Origin of the sequence: Maribacter chungangensis, from assembly GCF_042676845.1 — a bacterium.
Classification (GTDB): Bacteria; Bacteroidota; Bacteroidia; order Flavobacteriales; family Flavobacteriaceae; genus Maribacter; species Maribacter chungangensis.
On the sequence record NZ_JBHTHY010000006.1, the window covers coordinates 403,896 to 426,067 of the forward strand.

The 22,172-nt window shown below is 42.0% G+C and carries 11 protein-coding genes and 1 pseudogene; 10 read left to right on the forward strand and 2 right to left on the reverse strand.

What is annotated here, in order from left to right; genetic code table 11:
• Positions 1-4: 4 nt before the first annotated feature.
• Together pgl and zwf are read right to left on the reverse strand one after the other, a co-directional pair.
• Entirely contained in the window at positions 5-718 is a 714-nt protein-coding gene (pgl, locus tag ACFQZJ_RS09835; protein WP_379934217.1) for a 6-phosphogluconolactonase, read from the reverse strand.
• 331 nt (positions 719-1,049) lie between these two features.
• Positions 1,050-2,582 carry a glucose-6-phosphate dehydrogenase gene (gene zwf / locus ACFQZJ_RS09840; protein WP_379934218.1) on the reverse strand — a complete coding sequence of 511 codons (1,533 nt, stop codon included), beginning with the start codon at positions 2,580-2,582 and terminating at the stop codon, positions 1,050-1,052.
• A gap of 175 nt (positions 2,583-2,757) precedes the next feature.
• Here zwf and gndA point away from each other — a divergent pair, with 175 nt between their 5' ends.
• From gndA to ACFQZJ_RS09890, 10 genes and pseudogenes are all read left to right on the forward strand, one after another.
• Entirely contained in the window at positions 2,758-4,164 is a 1,407-nt protein-coding gene (gene gndA, locus ACFQZJ_RS09845) for an NADP-dependent phosphogluconate dehydrogenase (protein ID WP_379934221.1), read from the forward strand.
• Between the two features lie 397 nt (positions 4,165-4,561).
• A pseudogene (gene lpxD / locus ACFQZJ_RS09850) lies at positions 4,562-5,556 on the forward strand (UDP-3-O-(3-hydroxymyristoyl)glucosamine N-acyltransferase).
• 368 nt (positions 5,557-5,924) lie between these two features.
• Positions 5,925-9,665 (forward strand): phosphoribosylformylglycinamidine synthase, encoded by a 3,741-nt coding sequence (gene purL, locus ACFQZJ_RS09855; protein ID WP_379934223.1) that lies wholly within the window; start codon positions 5,925-5,927, stop codon positions 9,663-9,665.
• A 348-nt stretch (positions 9,666-10,013) separates the two neighbouring features.
• Entirely contained in the window at positions 10,014-12,500 is a 2,487-nt protein-coding gene (locus ACFQZJ_RS09860) for a TonB-dependent receptor plug domain-containing protein (RefSeq protein ID WP_379934225.1), read from the forward strand.
• 738 nt (positions 12,501-13,238) lie between these two features.
• Positions 13,239-15,008 (forward strand): AMP-dependent synthetase/ligase, encoded by a 1,770-nt coding sequence (locus tag ACFQZJ_RS09865; RefSeq protein WP_379934226.1) that lies wholly within the window; start codon positions 13,239-13,241, stop codon positions 15,006-15,008.
• Between the two features lie 692 nt (positions 15,009-15,700).
• The gene (locus tag ACFQZJ_RS09870) at positions 15,701-16,153 is read left to right on the forward strand and encodes a MarR family winged helix-turn-helix transcriptional regulator (protein ID WP_379934227.1); all 453 of its coding nucleotides are present in this window, start codon (positions 15,701-15,703) and stop codon (positions 16,151-16,153) included.
• A gap of 16 nt (positions 16,154-16,169) precedes the next feature.
• A complete protein-coding gene (locus ACFQZJ_RS09875; protein WP_379934229.1) occupies positions 16,170-18,575 on the forward strand; it encodes a 3-hydroxyacyl-CoA dehydrogenase/enoyl-CoA hydratase family protein in 2,406 nt (801 codons plus the stop codon).
• 46 nt (positions 18,576-18,621) lie between these two features.
• Positions 18,622-18,975 (forward strand): four helix bundle protein, encoded by a 354-nt coding sequence (locus ACFQZJ_RS09880; protein ID WP_379934230.1) that lies wholly within the window; start codon positions 18,622-18,624, stop codon positions 18,973-18,975.
• A gap of 46 nt (positions 18,976-19,021) precedes the next feature.
• Complete coding sequence (locus ACFQZJ_RS09885; protein WP_379934232.1) at positions 19,022-20,212, forward strand: acetyl-CoA C-acyltransferase; 1,191 nt, start codon at positions 19,022-19,024, stop codon at positions 20,210-20,212.
• A 105-nt stretch (positions 20,213-20,317) separates the two neighbouring features.
• Entirely contained in the window at positions 20,318-22,123 is a 1,806-nt protein-coding gene (locus ACFQZJ_RS09890; protein WP_379934233.1) for an acyl-CoA dehydrogenase family protein, read from the forward strand.
• Positions 22,124-22,172 lie beyond the last annotated feature (49 nt).

Below are 22,172 nucleotides of genomic sequence, written 5' to 3' on the forward strand. Positions count from 1 at the left end.
TGCATTAAGAAAGTAATTTTGACGCGTCCTCGTCCATAAACCAGCTTAATTTTCCAGATATCGGTGCTACCATGGCAGCAGGATAGGATTCATAACCCTTTCCCCTTTCCAAAATTTCCTTAACCTTGGTGGCTTTCGATGTGCCCGTGACCAAGAAAATAACTTCTTTTGCGTTATTAATGACCTTCCCGTTTATGGATACACGTTTTTGACCGGATTCCGGGTGCGTTGCTACCACACAATGGTCCTTTGCATTCCACAGATTTATCTCATGCGGAAAAATGGAAGCTGTATGACCGTCATCGCCCATACCTAAAAGAACCAAATCGAATTGGGGAATATCGTGTACCCGATCTAAATTAATCTCGAGCACATTGGCATAGCGCATAGCTTCGCCCATAGGCTGATTTTCTCCGAGTACGCGATGAATATTTTCCTTTGGCACCTTAATTTTTGAAAACAAATGGTCTTGGGTCATTTTAAAGTTGCTTTGGGTATCTGTGGGTGGCACACATCGTTCATCTCCCCAATAAAAATGAATTTGCGACCAGTCGATCGTGTTGCCATAGGTATCCGCCAATACATCAAAAATAAGCTTTGGTGTACTTCCTCCGGAAAGTGCTACATGAAAGGTTCCGTAGTCTTTCACCAAGTTTGCAAAGTAAGCAGCGAACTGTTTAGCCACATCATTTTTATCGGTATATACTTTCGTTTCCATCTTCTCAATTAGGTTATTTAATACTTTGAATATGTTGATTTTTAAGCCTCTCTATTGATTAAAAACCATCGGTAACTTAAACAAGTACTTTAACTACATTATGCTGCAACAAAGAACTATTTATTTTTTTCTTCCTTCGTCTTACTATTTCAACAAGGTGCCAGATCACATCAACTTCTATCCATCTTTTAAAATTTCGTATGGCTCTTTATAACGGCCCAAATCGAAATAAAAAACACGTCTTACAGCCACTGCTAACTGCGACTTCACATTTATTACTTTTCACTGATTACTTTTCACTGATTACTTTTCACTGAATTCCCCGCTAATATCAACAAAGCACACAAAAGCCAGGGTCATCTGTCAAGTTAGGACCAGGGTTTCTCCACATACCAATTCCGTCAATCAATTCGTCGGCATTCACAGGTCCCCACACTCCGGATGCGTAGCCATACATTCGCACGTCGGTTCCATTTTTCCAGTAATCCAAAATAGGATTTACAAATTCCCATGCGGCCTCTACTTCATCCGCTCTAGCATATAAAGTCGCATCGCCTTGCATGGCATCTAACAAAAGGCGTTCATAGGCTTCCATCACATGGGTTTCTGCCAGACTGGAATAATAAAAGTCCAAGTTTGCGCGCTCAACCTTAAAGCCCTGTCCAGGTACTTTTACGCCAAACTTCACCAAAATACCCTCATCCGGTTGAATGCGTATGATCAATTTATTGTCCTTGCTCTGCATTCCGGAATCCTGAAATATCTGGTGATGGGGAGATTTAAAATGAATGACCACCTCGGTTACCTTGGTGGGCATTCGTTTTGCGGTCCTTACATAGAAAGGTACATCTTTCCATCGCCAGTTATCTACAAAAAACTTAATGGCGGCATAAGTTTCGGTCAGGGAATCCTTTGCTACACCATCTTCTTCCCTATATCCTTTTATGCTCTTACCATCAATGTTGGACCCCATATATTGGGCCCGTATGGTATGGTCGTGTATGGTTTTATCATCCTTCATGATCCGTAAGGATTTTAGGGCCTTTACCTTTTCGTTCCGTATTTCTTCGGGATGGTCACCGATCGGCGGTTCCATAACAATGAGGGAAACAATCTGCAACAAATGGTTCTGAAACATATCCCGGAGGGCACCGGAGCTATCGTAATAGCCACCTCTTTTTTCCACACCCACACTTTCGGCATTGGTGATTTCTACATGGTTAATATAGTTTCTGTTCCATAAGGGTTCAAAAATGCTATTGGCAAAACGGGTAACCAGAAGGTTCTGTACAGTTTCCTTTCCCAAATAATGATCGATCCTATAAATCTGACTCTCCTTAAAATAATTTTGTAAGCCCTTGTTCAGCTTTTTTGCCGTTTCTAGATCATAGCCAAATGGCTTTTCCACGATCATACGTTTCCAACCATTGTTTTGTGTATTTAAACCTGCGGCAGCTAGGTTCTTTGCAATGGTCTCGTACAACGTGGGCGGGGTAGAAAGATAGTACATTATGTTTCCTTCCGTACCTTCGGCATCGTTTAGCGCTTCAATGCGTTTTTTTAATGTGTAATAGTCCGTATCATAATCTCCTCCCAAATCCTCATAGAAGAACCTATTGGCAAAAGTTGCCTTATGATCTTCCTTAAGGTCTTTAAACTTTTCCTGTAAATAACTGCTTTCCAATACAACTTTGTTGCGGAATTCAGCATCGGTCATATTAGTTCTACTGGCACCTAGTACTATAAAATTCTCGGGCAACTGTTTGTCAAGATAAAGGTTAAATAGGGCGGGCACCAATTTCCTTGCGGTTAAGTCTCCGGATGCACCAAAGATGACAAGCATTTGGTTTTCTGTGTTCTTCATGAGGTGCTTCTTAATTAGGCCCTAAAAGTATCGAAAAGAAAAGGCTTTCACAAAGAGTTTACATCAAGTTACCAAAGGATATGGAATTTTTTCGTTTATTTTTGACCGATTAGAAGAATAAACGAAAATTACTTTTAGGCTTAATGGGGTCTTCATCTTTTATAAAAGAAATTACATGAAAAATAAATATGATTTTGGATTGGTAGGATTAGGCGTTATGGGGCGCAACTTTATCTTGAACGTAGCCGATAACGGATTTACCGCTTTTGGAAACGACATTGATTCCGAAAAGGTAAACGCACTGATATCAGAAGGAGGGGATACCGATAGAATTAATGCATCGACCGATATCAAAACCTTTACTTCGGCCTTGTATACCCCACGTAAAATCATGCTTTTAGTTCCTGCCGGTAAAGTTGTAGATGTGGTTATCGAAAACCTAATACCGCATTTAGAAGAAGGGGATATTATTATCGATGGCGGAAACAGTTTTTATACCGATACGGATCGTAGGGACACTTATTTAGAAAAGAAAGGCATTAATTTCTTTGGCGCCGGAGTTTCCGGGGGAGCCAAAGGAGCGAGAAAGGGCCCAAGTATTATGCCCGGCGGTAATCGTGAGGCCTATCAACATGTAAAACCGATTTTTGAAGCTGTTTCCGCCAAGTATAAAGGTGAGCCCTGTGTTGCGTATTTGGGCCCCAAATCTGCCGGAAATTATGTGAAAATGGTACATAACGGTATCGAATACGGATTAATGCAGCTCACCTCCGAAATCTATGACCTGTTAAAAAAAGGAGGAAATTTCTCCAATGATGAATTGCATGATACCTATGCCGACTGGAACAACGGCCGCTTAGAATCCTTTCTGGTAAAGATAAGTTCAGAAATTTTTAATCAGGAAGACGACTTGACAGATGGACGTTTGATCGATCAGATTCTGGATAAGGCAAAACAAAAGGGCACCGGAAAATGGACGAGCCAAAATGCGATGGACTTGGGTATTCCCGTACCTTCTATAGATATAGCCGTAAGCATGCGCGAAATCTCTGCGTTAAAGGACGAACGCATAAAAGCGGATGCGCTTTATGATAGGCCTAAAGTAGCACTTATGGATAAAGAAAAACTAGAAAAATTGGCCGAAGAAGGCCTCTTCTTTTCCTTTATCATCACTTACGCACAAGGACTGCACCAATTGGCCGATGCCTCTAAGGAATATGGTTATGAACTGGATATTACCGTAGTTGCCAAAATATGGCGTGCAGGATGCATTATCCGTGCGGGACTGTTAGCAGATATTACCAAGGCTTTTGAGGCGAACAAGAACCTACCAAACCTATTGCTCTCCCCTACCTTTGTAGAAAAAGTACAAAGTACGGTAGCCTCTGTCAGGGAACTGGTCGCCTATGGTGCAACAAATGGAATTCCACTACCCGGACTTTCAAATTCACTAACCTATTTTGATGCCTATACCTCCTCTAGGCTCCCCTTAAATGTAATTCAGGCGCAACGAGACTACTTTGGGTCCCATACGTATGCCCGTTCAGATCGTGAAGGTGTTTTTCATACGGAGTGGAAATAAGCAATGATATAGGAATAGAATATTTAAGTGGCATTTAGGCGAAAAAACCGTTCGGCTTTCCAAATGCTTTACTATTTTTTCGATAGTATACCCTAAAGTGGTTTAAACTTTTCGGGTTCAATCGAAACTTAGTGATTTTTTGAACATTTGAAGACTTTTTGGAGTTGCATAGCATCGCTACGGAAGGTAAAAAGACAGGGCCGAAACAAAAGCCAACAATTTGGTTTTTGAATGAGGAGCCAGCTGAAACGCGCATTGAGAAAGAGCATTTTTTTAGCGAACCGAAAAAGTTTAAAGGACTTCACGGGGTCAACTCATTCATTTAGAGCAAAAAGACACTAAATTACATAACTAACTCAGCTTGACCTTTTCAGTGATAACCAATTAAAACTTCCAAATGATATCGTATACGATTACCGAGATCAACACTATTTTAAAAGGCGACCTAATAGGGCTACAGACCAACAAATAACCGGAGCAGGAGAAATACGAAAAGCAACTAATGCACAAATAATCTTTATCGGAAACAGCAAATACGCCGGTTTTTGGAAAGATTCCAATGAATATGCTGCACTAGTGCCACGTACTATGAAAATAGACCTAGGAGAAAAGCGTGCTTTAATAAAAGTGCTAAATGTTGATCTGGCAATGGCCAAGATTTTGGAGCTATTTAGTCCACCTAAACCGGTCTTCGAAACGGACATACACCCAACAGCGGTCGTACATGAAAGCACACAGCTTGGCAATGGCTGTAAAATTGGTGCCAACTGTTATGTTGGCAAAAATGTTGAATTAGGAAACGGGGTTGTTTTATATCCCAATGTATGCGTTTTTGACGAAACCATAATCGGTGATAAAACCGTGGTTTGGTCTGGAACCGTAATACGTGAACGCTCTATTATTGGCAAGCACTGCATTTTTCATACTAACGTTAGCATTGGATCGGATGGCTTTGGATATAGACCAAGTGAAGACGGCAAGGGTCTAGTTAAGATACCACAAATAGGAAATGTAATTATTGGGCATTACGTAGAAATTGGTGCGAATTCATGCGGAGACAGGGCAAAATTCGGTTCCACCATTGTGGGTGATGGCTGTAAGGTAGACAACCTGGTACAGATTGCCCACAATAGCGTTATGGGTCGTTCCTGTATTATGGCAGGGCATAGCGGTCTTGCCGGTTCCGTTACTTTGGGCGACGGGGTCATTATTGGCGGTAGCGCCTCTATAAAAGACCATGCCACAATTCATTCGGGAGCAACGGTTGGCGCCGGTTCGGGAGTTATGAACGATGTGCAGGCTGGAAAAACGGTTTTAGGCTACCCCGCGCAAGATGCAAAAGATATGTTAAGGCAATGGGTATTCATAAAACGTTTGGTCAAGACTAAATAAACTCATCTTTAAATCATAATCGGGTATAAACGTACGAGAGGCACTATTCTTTATAAAAAATAGAACCCATGTAATTCAAACCCTCGGTATACAGATGCTTCCAAAAGGATACTCTTGTTTGCCAATAACAGTCATGCTTTTTAAACAAATTGTTAAGTCGGCATAATGGGTTTTAAGACTCGTAACAGGATATAGGCTAAGGATGGTGTTAGAAACAAATCCGAGTTATAGTTTTGAAAGGATTATACTTCCGGGGCGTATAAAAATATCAACATCAGTAGTTGAAAACTGTTCATACCGGTGCAAAAAGATCACGCATTAAATCGTAAATTTGCGTTTTCCTAACCCGCTCAATACCTAAGTATACTATGATTCATTTCTTCGGGGATATCGCAACCAAAGTTTTTGCTGTCCAAACTACTCAAGAAATCAACCCAACCGATATAGAAAAATTAACCTGGTTGTTCGGTAACAAACCTAAAATAGATGTAGCGTCGGTCGACGCTTTTTTTATTGGTCCACGTGCCGCTATGGTAACGCCTTGGAGTACCAATGCCACGGAAATCACCCAAAATATGGGTATTACGGGTATTATTCGTATCGAGGAATTTAAAGGTACTTCAAAAGAGGACACCCATTTTGACCCCATGCTTTTCCAAAAGTATGCGGAATTAAATCAAAACATTTTTAAAGTGGACGTACAACCAGAGGCCATTTTAGAAATTGATGACGTTGCAGCCTATAACAAACAAGAAGGCTTGGCGTTAAGCGATGAGGAGGTTGCCTACCTAAATGGTCTTTCCGAAAAAATGGGCAGAAAACTAACGGATTCCGAGGTTTTTGGTTTTAGTCAAGTAAATTCGGAACACTGTAGGCATAAAATATTCAACGGCACTTTTATCATCGATGGGAAAGAGATGCCTTCTTCCCTCTTTAAATTGATCAAAAAAACCTCTTTGGAAAACCATAACGACATTGTATCGGCCTACAAGGACAATGTTGCTTTCGTAAAAGGCCCCAAAGTGGTTCAATTTGCACCAAAAACGGCCGATAAACCCGATTTTTATGAGGAAACCGAATTTAACTCGGTCATATCCCTTAAAGCGGAAACACACAATTTCCCTACCACCGTGGAGCCCTTTAACGGTTCCGCGACCGGTGCCGGTGGCGAGATTCGCGATCGTTTGGCAGGTGGTAAAGGTTCTTTGCCATCCGCGGGAACGGCGGTATATATGACCGCACTCTCCAGATTGGAGAAAAACAGGCCTTGGGAAAAAGGCATGGCAGAGCGTCCGTGGTTATACCAAACACCTATGGATATCTTGATCAAAGCATCCAATGGCGCATCCGATTTTGGAAACAAGTTTGGTCAGCCACTCATCGCGGGTTCGGTACTAACGTTTGAACACGATGAAAAAACGGATGTAGTCCCAAACGCTCCCGATGCATCGGATGAAGGACAAGAAGTTTCAACTGCGCTCAACATGACAAGAAGATTGGGTTATGATAAGGTTATCATGCAAGCAGGCGGCATAGGCTATGGAAAAGCGGAACAGGCTTTAAAGGACACCCCGAAAACAGGTGATAAAATCGTAATCCTTGGTGGGGATAATTACCGTATTGGAATGGGCGGTGCCGCGGTATCAAGTGCGGATACAGGCGAATTTAGTTCGGCCATAGAGCTGAACGCCATTCAACGTTCCAACCCAGAAATGCAAAAACGTGCTGCGAACGCTATTCGTGGTATGGTAGAAAGCGATAAAAACACTATTGTATCCATCCATGACCATGGTGCAGGCGGACACCTGAACTGCCTCTCCGAACTGGTTGAGGATACAGGAGGGAAAATCGACTTGGACAAACTACCGGTGGGCGACCCTACCTTATCGGCCAAAGAGATTATTGGCAACGAATCCCAAGAACGTATGGGCTTGGTAATCGGCAAGGAAGATGTTGCGGTATTGAAACGTATTGCGGACAGAGAGCGTTCTCCCATGTATGAAGTTGGCGATGTTACAGGAGATGATCGGTTTACCTTTGAATCTGCCACTACGGGAGAAAAACCAATGGACGTGCAGCTTTCGGATATCTTTGGTAGCTCCCCAAAAACGATATTGACGGACACTACCATAAAGAGAAGCTATAAGTCCCCTGCTTACGAACTGGAATTTTTCCATGATTACTTGGAACAAGTACTACAACTAGAGGCTGTGGGCTGTAAGGATTGGCTCACCAACAAAGTAGATCGTTGTGTGGGCGGAAAGGTCGCCAAACAACAATGTGCCGGCCCCTTACAATTACCATTGAACAATGTGGGCGTCATGGCCTTGGATTTTAAAGGAAAGGAAGGGATTGCCACCAGCATTGGCCACTCCCCCATTTCCGGACTAATTGACCCGGCCGCGGGTAGTAAAAATAGTATTGCAGAGGCCTTGACGAATATTATTTGGGCTCCTTTAAAAGACGGATTACAATCGGTATCTCTTTCCGCCAACTGGATGTGGCCTTGCAAGAACGAAGGCGAAGATGCGCGGCTTTACGATGCCGTTAAAGCGGTATCGGACTTTGCCATCAACCTAGGCATAAACGTACCCACGGGCAAGGATTCGCTTTCCATGAAGCAAAAATATAAAGATGGCGATGTGATTGCGCCAGGCACCGTGGTAATTTCCGCTGCCGGAAACTGCAACGATATTACCAAAGTGGTAGAACCCGTTTTGCAAAAGAATGGAGGTGATATCTACTACATTAACCTATCCAAAGATGGCTATAAATTGGGAGGCTCTTCCTTTGCACAAGTACGAAATGCAATTGGTAATGAGGCTCCTACGGTAAAGAACGATGCCTATTTTAAGTCGACCTTTAACCTAATGCAAAACTTAATAAAACAAGGGCAAGTACTTGCAGGCCATGATGTTGCATCAGGTGGATTAATCACTACACTTTTAGAATTGTGCTTTGCCGATACCGATTTGGGAGCCGATCTGGATTTGACCGCTTTAGGGGAATTAGACACCATTAAGTTGCTCTTTTCCGAAAATGCCGGAATTGTATTTCAGTTAAAAGACAATGCTGCGCTAGAGTCATTTACAGAGGCGCAAATCGATATTAAAAAAATTGGAACCGTTACGACCGAACCTATTTTAAGCATTAAAAACGGAGGTATGGAAATGGGACTGAACGTGACCTCCTTGCGTGATACTTGGTTTAAAACTTCCTATCTATTGGATGACAAACAAACCGCGAACGGACTCGCCAAAGACCGATTCGATAATTACAAGGTGCAGCCTTTAACATACGTTTTTCCGACTTCGGCTCCGCTCAGTCTCCCAAATCGTTCCCTGAGCGTAGACGAAGGGAGACCCAAAGCGGCAATCCTCAGAGAAAAGGGCAGCAACTCCGAACGCGAGATGGCCAATGCCATGTACTTGGCAGGTTTTGACGTAAAAGACGTGCACATGACCGATTTAATATCCGGTCGTGAGACCTTGGAAGACATTCAATTCCTGGGAGCCGTAGGCGGCTTCTCCAATTCAGATGTACTGGGAAGTGCAAAAGGATGGGCAGGTGCCATTAAATACAATGAAAAAGCAAACAAGGTCATTAACGATTTCTTTGCAAGGCCGGACACCTTGTCCGTTGGTATCTGTAACGGATGCCAGTTGTTTATGGAACTAGATCTCATCAATCCAGAACATGAAACGCATGGAAAAATGACTTATAACAATTCTCAAAAACACGAGAGCAACTTTACATCGGTCCACATTCAAGAAAACAATTCCGTCATGTTATCCAGCCTTGCCGGCAGCACCTTGGGCGTATGGATATCGCATGGCGAGGGAAAATTTAGTTTACCACAATCAGAAGATGAATATAACATCGTAGCTAAGTATGGCTATGAGACCTATCCTGCCAATCCTAACGGTAGCGACTTTAATACTGCGATGCTTTGTGATAAAACGGGGAGACATTTAGTGACCATGCCGCATATAGAACGTTCTACCTTTCCGTGGAACTGGGCGCACTACCCTACGGATAGAAATGATGAAGTTTCGCCTTGGTTGGAGGCTTTTATAAATGCAAAGGATTGGGTGTTAAAACATAGCTAGTTGTTTAAAATGAGGGTTAAATAGAGAATGGATTCATTGTAATAGCCTACCTCCAGTATTTCAAAACGAACAAAAAAAGTTAAAAGAATTTTGCAAATTAGATTGTGAACTACTTTTATGCCCTTTCCTTTACCACTACTAAGATGAGGTAGTGAAATAGTATCACTCTTGAATACTAAGGAATTTGCGTATTACCTTAACAATCTCTTTACTATTAAAACCTTTGATTCCTAAAATCATCTCTCTGTAAGAAAATGATAACCAAGCATCTACCCCTATTGCTAAAACTTTGTTAAACTTGAATTTTAGGTGATTTATACATTTCTTAATTTTCTAATTTGTAGGGATATGAAATATACCAAACCTTCTCATTGTTTTAATAGTGTAGTGTATCTATGGCTGTTTATGTTTTGCTTCTTTGCAGGTTCAACATCCTTTGCTCAAGAGATGGCTGAGCCAGAAGCAGCAGTGCTTCCGACCGAAAAAGTATATCTTCATGTTGATAAAAGCTTTTATGCGGCTGGCGAGGATATCTGGTTCAAAGCCTATTTGCTAGATGGTGCCAGCAACAGACCGGAGACCATGAGCGAAATACTTTATGTTGAGCTCATAGCACCGGACGACAATATATTGGCAACAAAAACCATTAAAACTACCAATGGCACAGGACATGGGGATTTTAAGTTGCCCCCGCAATCTGAAAGTGGTACGTATACCATAAGAAGCTATACCAACTACATGCGCAATTTTAGTGAGGAAATGTTTTTTCATAAGTCGATCGTAGTCAATTCCACAAAAACCTCCGAAGGTATGGTTCCGGCAGCAAGTAAAGGAACTACATCCACTAAGCGCTCACTTCAATTTTTCCCGGAGGGCGGTTATATGGTAAATGGTCTGGTAAATAACGTTGCCTTTAAAGTCTTGGATGGCCAAGGCAAGGGAACAGAAGTTTCTGGAACGATCAAGGACGATACGGGCCGCACCATAACCAAATTCGCAACTTCACATTTAGGCATGGGACTACTCCACTTTATCCCTACCGCGAATAGATCATACAGTGCTTACGTAGAGGACAAAAAAGAGCCCTTTGCCGTGGCACTGCCCGAAGCGTTGGAAGATGGGGTGCTTATGACGGTATCTTACCAGCACGACTACTACAAAATAGAGCTACGCGCCACAAATAGTGTCGATTTTAGCGACTATGTGCTAGTGGTAAAACAGCAACGAGACCCGATTTTAGAAGTTGCCGTACCTAGCCAACAAAACGAAAGAACGGCGGTGATAAAACTCTCAAAGAACATCTTAAAGCAAGGTGTGGCCCAACTTACGCTGTTGGACCAAATAGCGCGTCCCGTGGCCGAACGGCTCATTTTTAACGAAAATGATGTCATTGCGAATCCGATTGACATCCAAACCGGAAAAACGGAGTACGGGAATAAGGAGCGGGTCTTACTAGAAATTGAGGTAGATCCCACGCTGGTAAAAAATGCTGCTGCCAACAGTATGTCCTTGGCCGTAACCCATTCGGCGGTGTCCCAATTGCCAATTGCCGGTATGGATATTAAAACATATCTTTTATTGGATTCCGAATTGAGGGGTACCATAGAAAACCCGGGGTATTATTTTAACTCCAAGGATGTGGAAAGAAAAAAGAACCTAGATCTCTTGATGCGCACCCAAGGATGGCGGCAGTACGTACTCCAAGGGGAAGGGGCAAAAACAGGGCTCGATTTTGCTCCCGAAACGGGAATACCCATGGCAGGAAAGATCGTACACGCCCTAGACCGAAAAAAAATATTGGCGGGCAGCGTACTACTTACCTCCAGTAATCAACAGGAAATGGCCCAACATACCGCACAAACAGACACAGAAGGCAATTTTAAATTTAACAACCTTGATTTCAGGGATACGACGGACGTGCTTTTGAGTGCCCGGGTAGCCTATGTAAAAGAGGGCAAGAAGGGAAAATACACAACGGATTATAAGATAGTGTTGACCCCTACGGCACCACCCGAGTTTGATAATGGCAGTACCGACTCTGGACCCCTAATGCCTTTAGTTGGCGATGAACGGGAAGCGCAGGAACTTAGCAATACTTTCTTATTGGAAACGGGAAACACCATACAACTGGACGAAGCATTGATATCCGCAGAAGAAATAGAGGAAAAATCGGAGAAGCAACTAAACTACGAACGAAAAAGACAATCCGCCCTATATAAAGAACCTTCCCAAACAGTAGACTTTAACGACATAGTGGCCATGCCGAACCTGAATCCCTTATATGCTTTGCAAGGTAGGATTGCGGGCCTTGAAGTGAGGTTAGAGAATGACAACAGGATAAGCCTAAATATGCGAGGAAGGAGCTCTGCGCAGCCCCTTATACTGTTAGATGGCCTACCTATTGACCCAAATGGTTTCTTTTTACAACCAGAGGATATAGATTTCATAGACGTAATCAAAGGGCCAAGGGCAGGTATCTATGGGCTAAGAGCGGGAGGTGGTGTTATAGCTATTTACACCAAGGATGGTTTAGAGCCACTTTCAGGGAAAACCAAAGGCATAGGATCCATTCGCATGCAGCACCCTGGATATAACTATGCAAGAAAATTTTATGAACCCGACTATGGCAATACCGTACAGGCCGTTCATAAAGTAGATAAACGAACCACGCTGCTCTGGCAACCCTACATTTCATTTAATAACGATGGAAAAGCCTATATCAGTTTTTATACGGGCGATATTGAAGGGGACTACAACCTTACCCTGGAAGGAATAACCTCCGAAGGGCTTCCTTTGCACAGTAGCGCAAGGGTAACGGTAGTTTCCAATTTATAAGGAATTAGTAGTACGGGATACTATGCATAATAACATGTATACAACCATTAGAGATAGGATAAACGATAAATTTAGGGCGAACTATCCAGTAATACGTTTAGAATAGGAACGAATTAGTCCGGGACAAGAAAATACATCTTGTTACAAAATCGGAAATAGGTCCATCAAAACTATTTCACGGAGTACTCCGCATACATCGTCTTCTCAAAGACTTGCTAATGTTCTGGTTTCATACGTTCAGGAGCAAACAAACAAATACCGGTAGCTCCATTTTAGCTGAAAACACGTATTGCTGTTCTCAGTTCTGAAGGTAGCAGTCGGCATACACTGGGTCACTATCATTCGACTTATTTTCAGGATATAGACAAATGAACAGTAAACTGTAGATTGGTTTTGTACCATTAACGGAGGCTACCGCTTCCTTCACCAAGACATCGAATGTAGCAAAGACCCTATTCTTTAGAGTAGAAACAATCTCATTAGGATCGATTTCATATTTGATAGCCGAATCTACAAAAAGAACAAATTTCCATACCCGATCTTAGCTTTATGACTTATATGGGAATACCAACAACCTAATGTTATGATTCTATACATTTTAATGTAGTTACAAGATTTACATTAATAATATTTATAATCAGAATTAGAATTTTTATATCTAATACATGTCAAATTGCGAATCTCGTTTTAAATATTGCCGTTCTTTCCCTATTTTGCAAGTACCTAAAAAAACATAAAATGCAAAACGTTACCCGCCTTTTCGATTTTCCTTACTATCAATTGGAAAATTACAACTTGGATAAAGCTCTCGTGAGCAAAAAAGATGGTGAATGGATAGCGACCTCCACGCGGGAATACATCGATAAGGCCAATGCGCTAAGCCGGGGTCTATTAAGACTTGGTGTTAAACCAAACGATAAAATTGCTATTATTTCCATGACCAACAGAACCGAATGGAATATCTGTGATATAGGTATCTTACAAGTGGGCGCCCAGAACGTACCTATTTATCCTACCATATCGGAAGATGACTATGAATATGTATTAAACCATTCTGGCGCTACCTACTGTTTTGTTTCCTGCAAAGAAGTTTTGGACAAGGTTTTATCCATAGGTGAAAAACTTAAAAATTTAAAAGAAGTATTCTCTTTTGATGATTTGAATAATTGTGAAAGCTGGACCAACGTTTTAAAAAAGGGTGCCGATGAAAGCAACCAGCATGAAGTAGAAGCGAGAAAGGCAGCCGTTACACCGGGAGATTTAGCTACCTTAATTTACACCTCCGGTACCACGGGCAGACCAAAAGGGGTAATGCTATCGCACAATAACATAGTATCCAATGTAATTGCCAGTAAAAAACGTGTTCCTTTTGAGCCAGGAGCAAGCGCATTGAGCTTTCTCCCTGTTTGCCATATTTTTGAACGTATGATATTGTATTTGTACCAATACTGCGGCATTAACATCTATTTTGCAGAGGGATTGGATAAAATAAGTGATAACCTAAAGGAAGTAAAACCCAATGTAATGACAGTGGTGCCAAGGCTCTTGGAAAAAGTATACGACTCTATTATTGCAAAAGGTTCCGCTTTAACCGGAATTAAGAAAAAACTCTTTTTCTGGGCGGTAGAACTAGGTTTGAAATTTGAACCCTACGGCCAAAACGGTTGGTGGTACGAAAAAAGATTGGGACTTGCACGAAAACTTATTTTTAGCAAATGGAAAGATGGCTTAGGTGGTAATTTGGATACTATGGTATCCGGTAGTGCAGCGTTACAGCCTAGATTGGGTCGTATTTTTGGTGCAGCGGATATTCCGGTCATGGAGGGATACGGCTTAACAGAAACCTCACCGGTAATTTCGGTAAATCAGGCAAAAGGCGGCGGATGGCGTATTGGCTGTGTAGGTCGTGTCATAGACAATGTAGAAGTGAAAATTGCCAGCGATGGTGAAATTCTTTGTAAAGGCCCTAACGTAATGATGGGATATTATAAGGATGAGGTGAAAACAGCCGAAGTATTAAAAGACGGTTATTTTCATACCGGCGACATAGGCATCATAGACTCGGACGGTTTCTTGAAGATTACGGACCGTAAGAAAGAAATGTTCAAAACATCGGGCGGTAAATATGTAGCGCCCCAGTTATTGGAGAATCGATTTAAACAATCTAGGTTCATAGAACAGATTATGGTAGTTGGCGAAGGAGAAAAAATGCCTGCAGCTTTGATCCAGCCTAATTTCGAATTTCTGTATCAGTGGGCAGAAAAACATAACATTACCCTGAGCGAAAATTCGGATATCGTACTCAATGAAAGGGTATTGGCACGTTTTCAAGAAGAAGTTGATGCTGCCAATGAGGATTTTGCGAAATGGGAAAAAATAAAGCAGTTTAGACTAACCCCCGATGTGTGGACCATTGATGATGGGCATCTTACGCCTACCATGAAATTGCGTCGAAAAATCATAAAGGGCAAGTATGAAAGTTTGTACAATGATATATACGGGCATTAAGGTTATTAGTGCGAACGCACAGATAAGTTAATAAACTCGGAAAAGGCCTGACCCAGATCAAATGGTAAATTAACTTAGACTATAACACAAGCAAGCTAATATTTTAAATGGTGATTATGGAGTAAAAATCCCCTTACCAGTTTACGTGTTGGTTCGTTGCATATATCAAATTCGATTTACCTTTTTTATAAAACCGCTTTGCAAGCATATTTATTATGGATACCCCAAAAGTTTTGATAAGCTTTGGTTCCTACGCTTACATGTTTTTGAACCGTTCTGTTGAATATTCTATAGGTATTGCCAAAAGGAACGATGTAAAGAATTTATTTTTGAAAATATACTTATGAACTTACTCAAAACCAAGACATCGGATCAGCTAAAAAAATGGAATAAATTTTGTTTGGGAATAGCGCTATTTATCCTGTTTCTCATGTCCACTCTTTTAGGTATAGCTTTATTTCAGATATCGGATGGTAGCCATAGCGCCGTACTTACCTCCCTAGCTCCTTCGTTATTGCTTCCCTTCATTTTTGTCCCCCTTCTTTTTTCTGCACTAATAAGTAGTGAACTCAAAAAGCGAAAGCATTAAAATCCATACCCATTGCAAAACCGGATTTTAGTAATACATTTCAATAAATTTATTATGCATGCATAATAAATTTTCTTATATTTGAGGACGAACTTATAGTCCCATGAAGGAAATTACAATTGATTATGCACTTCGAGCCACTTGGCAAGCCGTTGCCAGAATGTATAACGAGGAGGCCAAACAATTTGAAAGTACAATGGCAGTGGGCTTTACCTTGCTAAGTATAGATCCAAAAACAGGAACACCTTCTACCGCTTTAGGCCCTAAAATGGGAATGGAAGCCACAAGCCTATCAAGAATTTTAAAAAGTATAGAGGAAAAGGGACTTATAGAACGTAAGCCTAATCCTGCCGATGGTCGTGGTGTTCTTATTCATTTAACTGATTTTGGATTGGAAAAAAGAAAGGATTCCAAAGATGTGGTTATGCGTTTTAATGAAATCGTGAAACAAGCTGTGGAAGCAGAGAAACTTCAGCACTTTTTTGAAGTGACCGAAACGATCAACAAACTCATCGCGGACAAAAAAATATACGTAAAGAATACAACAAATCATTAATTACAGGGTATAGTACATGAACAAGCACATTAAAAAAGTAGCAGTAATTGGCTCGGGAATTATGGGAAGCGGTATAGCTTGCCACTTTGCCAACATTGGGGTAGAAGTTCTTTTATTGGACATCGTACCCAGAGAACTTAACGATAAGGAAAAAGCCAAGGGCCTTACCTTGGAAGATAAGATCGTTAGAAATCGTATGGTAAACGACTCGCTTGCGGCGGCTTTAAAATCAAAGCCCTCCCCTATTTACCATCAAAAATTTTCGGGTAGAATCACCACAGGGAATTTAGAGGATGATATTGCAAAAGTCAGCAAAGTAGATTGGATCATCGAGGTCGTGGTGGAGCGTTTGGACATTAAAAAAACGGTATTCGAAAATCTTGAAAAACACCGAACGCCTGGTACCTTGATTACCTCCAACACTTCGGGTATCCCCATAAAGTTTATGAGCGAAGGAAGAAGTGAGGATTTCCAGAAACACTTCTGCGGAACCCACTTTTTTAACCCTGCCAGATATTTAAAATTATTCGAGATTATCCCTGGGCCAAAGACCTCCGCGGAGGTATTGGATTTCCTGAACGGATATGGTGAAAAATTCTTGGGAAAAACATCGGTCGTTGCAAAGGATACTCCGGCATTTATCGGAAATAGAATTGGTATTTTCAGTATCCAAAGCTTATTCCATGCCGTTAAGGAAATGGGAATGACCGTTGAGGAAGTGGACAAATTAACCGGACCTGTCATAGGCAGGCCTAAATCGGCCACGTTCAGAACGGTCGATGTGGTTGGTTTGGATACCTTAGTGCATGTCGCCAACGGTATTGCAGAAAATTGCAAGGAAGACGAGCGACACGCGCTCTTTGCCCTGCCCGATTTCATCAAGACCATGATGGAGAACAAATGGCTGGGAAGTAAGACCGGACAGGGATTCTACAAGAAATCAAAAGACGCCAAAGGCAAAACTGAAATACTAACACTTGATTTGGATACGATGGACTATCGTTCTAAAAAAAGTGCCAAGTTCGCCACCTCGGAAATGACCAAGACCATTGACAAAGTGGTAGACCGTTTTGCTGTCTTAACGGGCGGAAAAGACAAAGCAGGCGAGTTTTATAGAAAAAGTTTTGGGCAATTGTTCGCGTACGTATCGCACCGTATTCCTGAAATAACGGATGAACTCTATAAAATAGACGATGCCATGAAAGCCGGTTTTGGCTGGGAGCATGGGCCGTTCCAAATCTGGGACGCGGTAGGTCTTGACAAAGGACTGGAATTTATTGGTGCCGAGAATCAAGAAGCCGCCTCATGGGTATCGGAAATGAAGGCCGCCGGAATTGCGTCTTTCTATACCGTAAAAGACGGTGCTACCTATTTCTATGATATTCCATCAAAGAAAATGGAGAAAATACCTGGTCAGGATGCATTTATCATTCTGGACAACATCAGAAAATCCAAAGAAGTATTTAAAAACTCCGGAGTTGTCGTAGAAGATTTAGGCGACGGCATTTTGAATGTGGAGTTCCAGTCTAAAATGAATACGATCGGTGGCGATGTGTTGGCCGGATTGAACAAGGCAATAGACATGGCCGAAAAGGATTTCCAAGGATTGGTCGTTGGTAATCAAGCTGCCAACTTCTCTGTTGGCGCCAATATTGGTATGATTTTCATGATGGCTGTAGAGCAGGAATATGATGAGCTGAATATGGCCATAAAAATGTTCCAAGATACCATGATGCGCATGCGGTATTCATCCATCCCAACAATTGCTGCGCCACATGGAATGACTTTAGGAGGCGGTTGCGAGCTATCCTTACACGCAGATAAGGTAGTTGCAGCGGCAGAAACTTATATTGGTTTGGTAGAATTTGGTGTTGGGGTTATCCCTGGTGGTGGGGGTTCTAAGGAATTGGCACTAAGAGCATCGGATACCTTTAGAAAAGGGGACGTAGAGCTGAATATCTTACAAGAATATTTCCTGACCATAGGAATGGCAAAAGTATCCACATCGGCCTATGAGGCTTTTGATACGGGTATTCTCCAAAAAGGAAAAGATATTGTGGTGGTCAATAAAGACCGTCAAATTGCTACGGCAAAAGCACATGCAAAATTGATGGCCGAAATGGGCTATACCCAACCTCCAACAAGAAATGATGTAAAGGTATTAGGAAAGCAGGCCCTAGGTATGTTCTTGGTGGGAACAGATTCCATGGAAGCGAGTCACTATATAAGTGAACACGATAAAAAAATCGCGAACAAACTGGCCTACGTGATGGCTGGTGGCGATTTATCAGAACCGACACTGGTTTCTGAACAGTATCTATTGGATTTGGAACGTGAAGCATTTCTTTCACTTTGTACAGAACGGAAAACTCTGGAACGAATTCAGCACATGTTAAAAACTGGGAAACCACTTCGTAATTAGATTTGAGATTTGAGACATTAGATGTTAGACTAAAAACTATAAGAAGATGCACGACTTTCAGAAATTAATCATTTGGCAAAAATCCATGGAGATAACAGAAGATATTTATAGATTATCTGCAGAATTGCCAAAAGAAAAAAAATACGGATTGACAAGTCAAATAAAAAGAAGTGCCGTTTCAGTTCCTTCTAACATAGCCGAAGGTGCAGGTCGGAATACAGATCGAGAATTCAAAAATTTTCTGGGTATTGCAAGTGGGTCTGCTAATGAGTTATTAACCCAGCTCATACTATCACATAGATTGGATTTGGTCTCAGAAAAAGTTGTTGAACCTATTCTAAGCAAACTTATTGAAGTACAAAAAATCAATTATTCATTAATTAAAAAATTTACAAAGTGAAATATCTTAGCTCTAATATCTCACGTCTAATATCTAACATCTACAAATGAAAACAGCATACATAGTTAAAGCATACAGAACGGCAGTTGGGAAAGCACCCAAAGGCGTATTCCGTTTTAAAAGAACAGATGAATTAGCGGCGGAAACCATCGATTATATGATGAAGGAACTGCCAAACTTTGACAAAAAACGCATCGACGATGTGATTGTGGGCAATGCTATGCCGGAAGGTTCCCAAGGACTGAACATGGCCCGTCTTATCTCATTAATGGGACTGGATATCGTAGATGTTCCCGGTGTAACGGTTAACCGTTTTTGCTCCTCGGGGATTGAAACGATTGGTATGGCCACGGCCAAAATCCAATCTGGAATGGCGGATTGCATCATTGCAGGTGGTGCGGAAAGTATGAGTTCGGTACCTATGACAGGCTACAAAACTGAATTAAACTACGATATAGTAAAGGCAGGCCATGAAGATTATTATTGGGGCATGGGGAATACCGCTGAGGCGGTGGCCAACGAATTTAAGGTATCGCGTGAAGATCAAGATGAATTTGCCTACAATTCGCATGTAAAGGCATTACGGGCCCAAGCAGAAGACCGTTTTCAAGATCAGATTGTTCCCATTGAAGTGGAAGAAACTTATGTGGGTCCTGATGGTAAAAAAGCCACAAAGAACTATACGGTAACCAAAGATGAAGGGCCGCGAAAAGGAACTTCTGTTGAGGTGTTGAACAAATTAAGACCTGTATTTGCAGCGGGCGGAAGCGTTACCGCAGGAAACTCGTCCCAAATGAGCGATGGCGCGGCTTTTGTTTTGATCATGAGCGAAGAAATGGTAAAAGAATTAAACCTTGAGCCCATCGCTAGATTGGTAAATTATGCAGCCGCAGGGGTTCCTCCAAGGATAATGGGTATAGGACCCGTTGCCGCAGTACCAAAAGTTTTGAAGCAGGCCGGACTAAAACAGAACGATATTGAATTGATAGAGTTAAACGAAGCCTTTGCCTCGCAGTCCTTGGCCGTCATTAGAGAGCTTGATTTAAATCCGGATATCATCAATGTCAACGGAGGAGCCATCGCACTGGGCCATCCATTGGGCTGTACAGGTGCAAAATTATCCGTTCAGGTCTTTGATGAAATGCGAAAACGCAACATGCAAGGAAAGTATGGGATGGTCACAATGTGCGTAGGAACAGGACAAGGTGCCGCAGGGGTATTTGAGTTTTTAAATTAAACGCCCCCTAACCCCAAAAAGGGGAACAAAAGATAAATATAAAATAAGTTAAATTTAAAATGCCCGTTAGACTTCCTCTCCTTTGGAGAGGACTGGGGAGAGGTTATGGAAACAACAACAAAAGAAATACTGCGAGGCGGACAGTTCCTCGTAAAAGAAACAAAATGTGAAGATGTTTTTACCTTAGAAGATCTAAGCGAAGAACAAAAGATGATGCGCGAGAGCACAAAAGAGTTCGTAGATCGTGAACTTTGGGCCCATTGGGAACGCTTTGAGCAAAAGGACTATGCGTATACCGAAGAGACCATGCGCAAGGCTGGCGAACTGGGACTACTAAGTGTAGCCGTGCCGGAATCTTACGGCGGTATGGGCATGGGCTTTGTATCTACGATGTTGGTATGTGACTACATCTCTGGAGCTACCGGATCTTTTAGTACGGCCTTTGGAGCACATACGGGTATCGGCACAATGCCTATTACATTATATGGAACCGAAGAGCAAAAACAAAAATATGTTCCAAAATTAGCCTCTGGCGAATGGTTCGGTGCGTATTGCTTAACAGAACCGGGAGCGGGATCTGATGCCAATTCAGGTAAGACCAAAGCGGTACTATCCGCTGACGGGAAACATTACCACATCTCTGGACAGAAAATGTGGATTTCAAATGCAGGTTTCTGTAATCTTTTTATCGTTTTTGCAAGAATTGAGGATGACAAGAACATTACCGGCTTTATCGTAGAAAACGACCCCAGCAACGGTATTTCGTTAGGCGACGAAGAAAAGAAATTAGGAATTCACTCCTCCTCTACCCGTCAGGTGTTTTTTAACGAAACAAAAGTTCCGGTAGAAAACATGCTATCCGAACGGGGCAATGGTTTTAAAATCGCCATGAACGCCCTAAACGTAGGACGTATAAAACTCGCGGCAGCGTGCCTGGACGCACAACGCCGTATTGTGGACGAGGCTACCAAATACGCTAATGAACGCGTACAATTTAAAACGCCGATAATGAATTTTGGCGCTATAAAAGCAAAGATTGCCGATATGGCCACCAATGTATATGTAGATGAATCGGCCTCGTACCGTGCCGCTAAAAATATAGAAGATCGTATTGCCATGCGATTAGCGGACGGAAACACCCACCAAGAAGCGGAACTAAAGGGTGTTGAGGAATATGCCATAGAATGTTCCATACTTAAGGTTGCCGTTTCTGAACATGTACAACAAACCACGGATGAAGGTGTTCAGATTTTTGGAGGTATGGGCTTTAGTGCGGATACACCCATGGAATCCGCTTGGAGAGATGCGAGAATTGCCAGAATATATGAAGGTACCAACGAAATAAACCGTATGTTGGCGGTAGGCATGTTGGTCAAAAAAGCCATGAAAGGCCATGTAGATCTATTAGGCCCTGCAACCGCTGTGGGTGAAGAATTAATGGGTATCCCCTCGTTCGATACCCCCGATTTTTCAGAGCTCTTCGCAGAAGAGAAAGACTTGGTCAAAAGGTTAAAGAAGGTCTTTCTAATGGTCGCCGGCAGTGCCGTACAAAAATTCGGGGCGCAATTGGAAGAACACCAACAATTGATGTTGGCCGCCTCCGATATTCTGATACAAGCCTACTTGGCCGAATCTGCCATCCTAAGAACGGAAAAGAACGCAAAACGATTTGGGGAAGAAGCACAAGCAGCGCAAATTGCGATGTCCAAACTCTATTTATACAGAGCTACGGAAATCGTAATCCAAAAAGGAAAGGAAGCCATTGTTTCATTTGCCGAAGGAGATGAGCAACGTATGATGCTTATGGGCCTAAAGCGATTTACAAAATATACGAACAATCCCAATGTCATTGCACTGCGTACACAGATAGCGGACAAAATAGCAGCGGATAACGAGTATACATTTGACTAACTCAACAGACTTTTGTTCTACAACAGAAGCAAAACCGTCCGCCAATTGG

Excerpts from the sequence above, each read along its gene's own strand:
- purL (WP_379934223.1), top strand. The coding sequence starts at position 5,925 with ATGATTCATTTCTTCGGGGATATCGCAACCAAAGTTTTTGCTGTCCAA.
- ACFQZJ_RS09870 (WP_379934227.1), top strand. The coding sequence starts at position 15,701 with ATGAAGGAAATTACAATTGATTATGCACTTCGAGCCACTTGGCAAGCC.
- ACFQZJ_RS09875 (WP_379934229.1), top strand. The coding sequence starts at position 16,170 with ATGAACAAGCACATTAAAAAAGTAGCAGTAATTGGCTCGGGAATTATG.
- ACFQZJ_RS09885 (WP_379934232.1), top strand. The coding sequence starts at position 19,022 with ATGAAAACAGCATACATAGTTAAAGCATACAGAACGGCAGTTGGGAAA.
- zwf (WP_379934218.1), bottom strand. The coding sequence starts at position 2,582 with ATGAAGAACACAGAAAACCAAATGCTTGTCATCTTTGGTGCATCCGGA.
- pgl (WP_379934217.1), bottom strand. The coding sequence starts at position 718 with ATGGAAACGAAAGTATATACCGATAAAAATGATGTGGCTAAACAGTTC.
- ACFQZJ_RS09860 (WP_379934225.1), top strand. The coding sequence starts at position 10,014 with ATGAAATATACCAAACCTTCTCATTGTTTTAATAGTGTAGTGTATCTA.
- ACFQZJ_RS09865 (WP_379934226.1), top strand. The coding sequence starts at position 13,239 with ATGCAAAACGTTACCCGCCTTTTCGATTTTCCTTACTATCAATTGGAA.
- gndA (WP_379934221.1), top strand. The coding sequence starts at position 2,758 with ATGAAAAATAAATATGATTTTGGATTGGTAGGATTAGGCGTTATGGGG.
- ACFQZJ_RS09880 (WP_379934230.1), top strand. The coding sequence starts at position 18,622 with ATGCACGACTTTCAGAAATTAATCATTTGGCAAAAATCCATGGAGATA.
- ACFQZJ_RS09890 (WP_379934233.1), top strand. The coding sequence starts at position 20,318 with ATGGAAACAACAACAAAAGAAATACTGCGAGGCGGACAGTTCCTCGTA.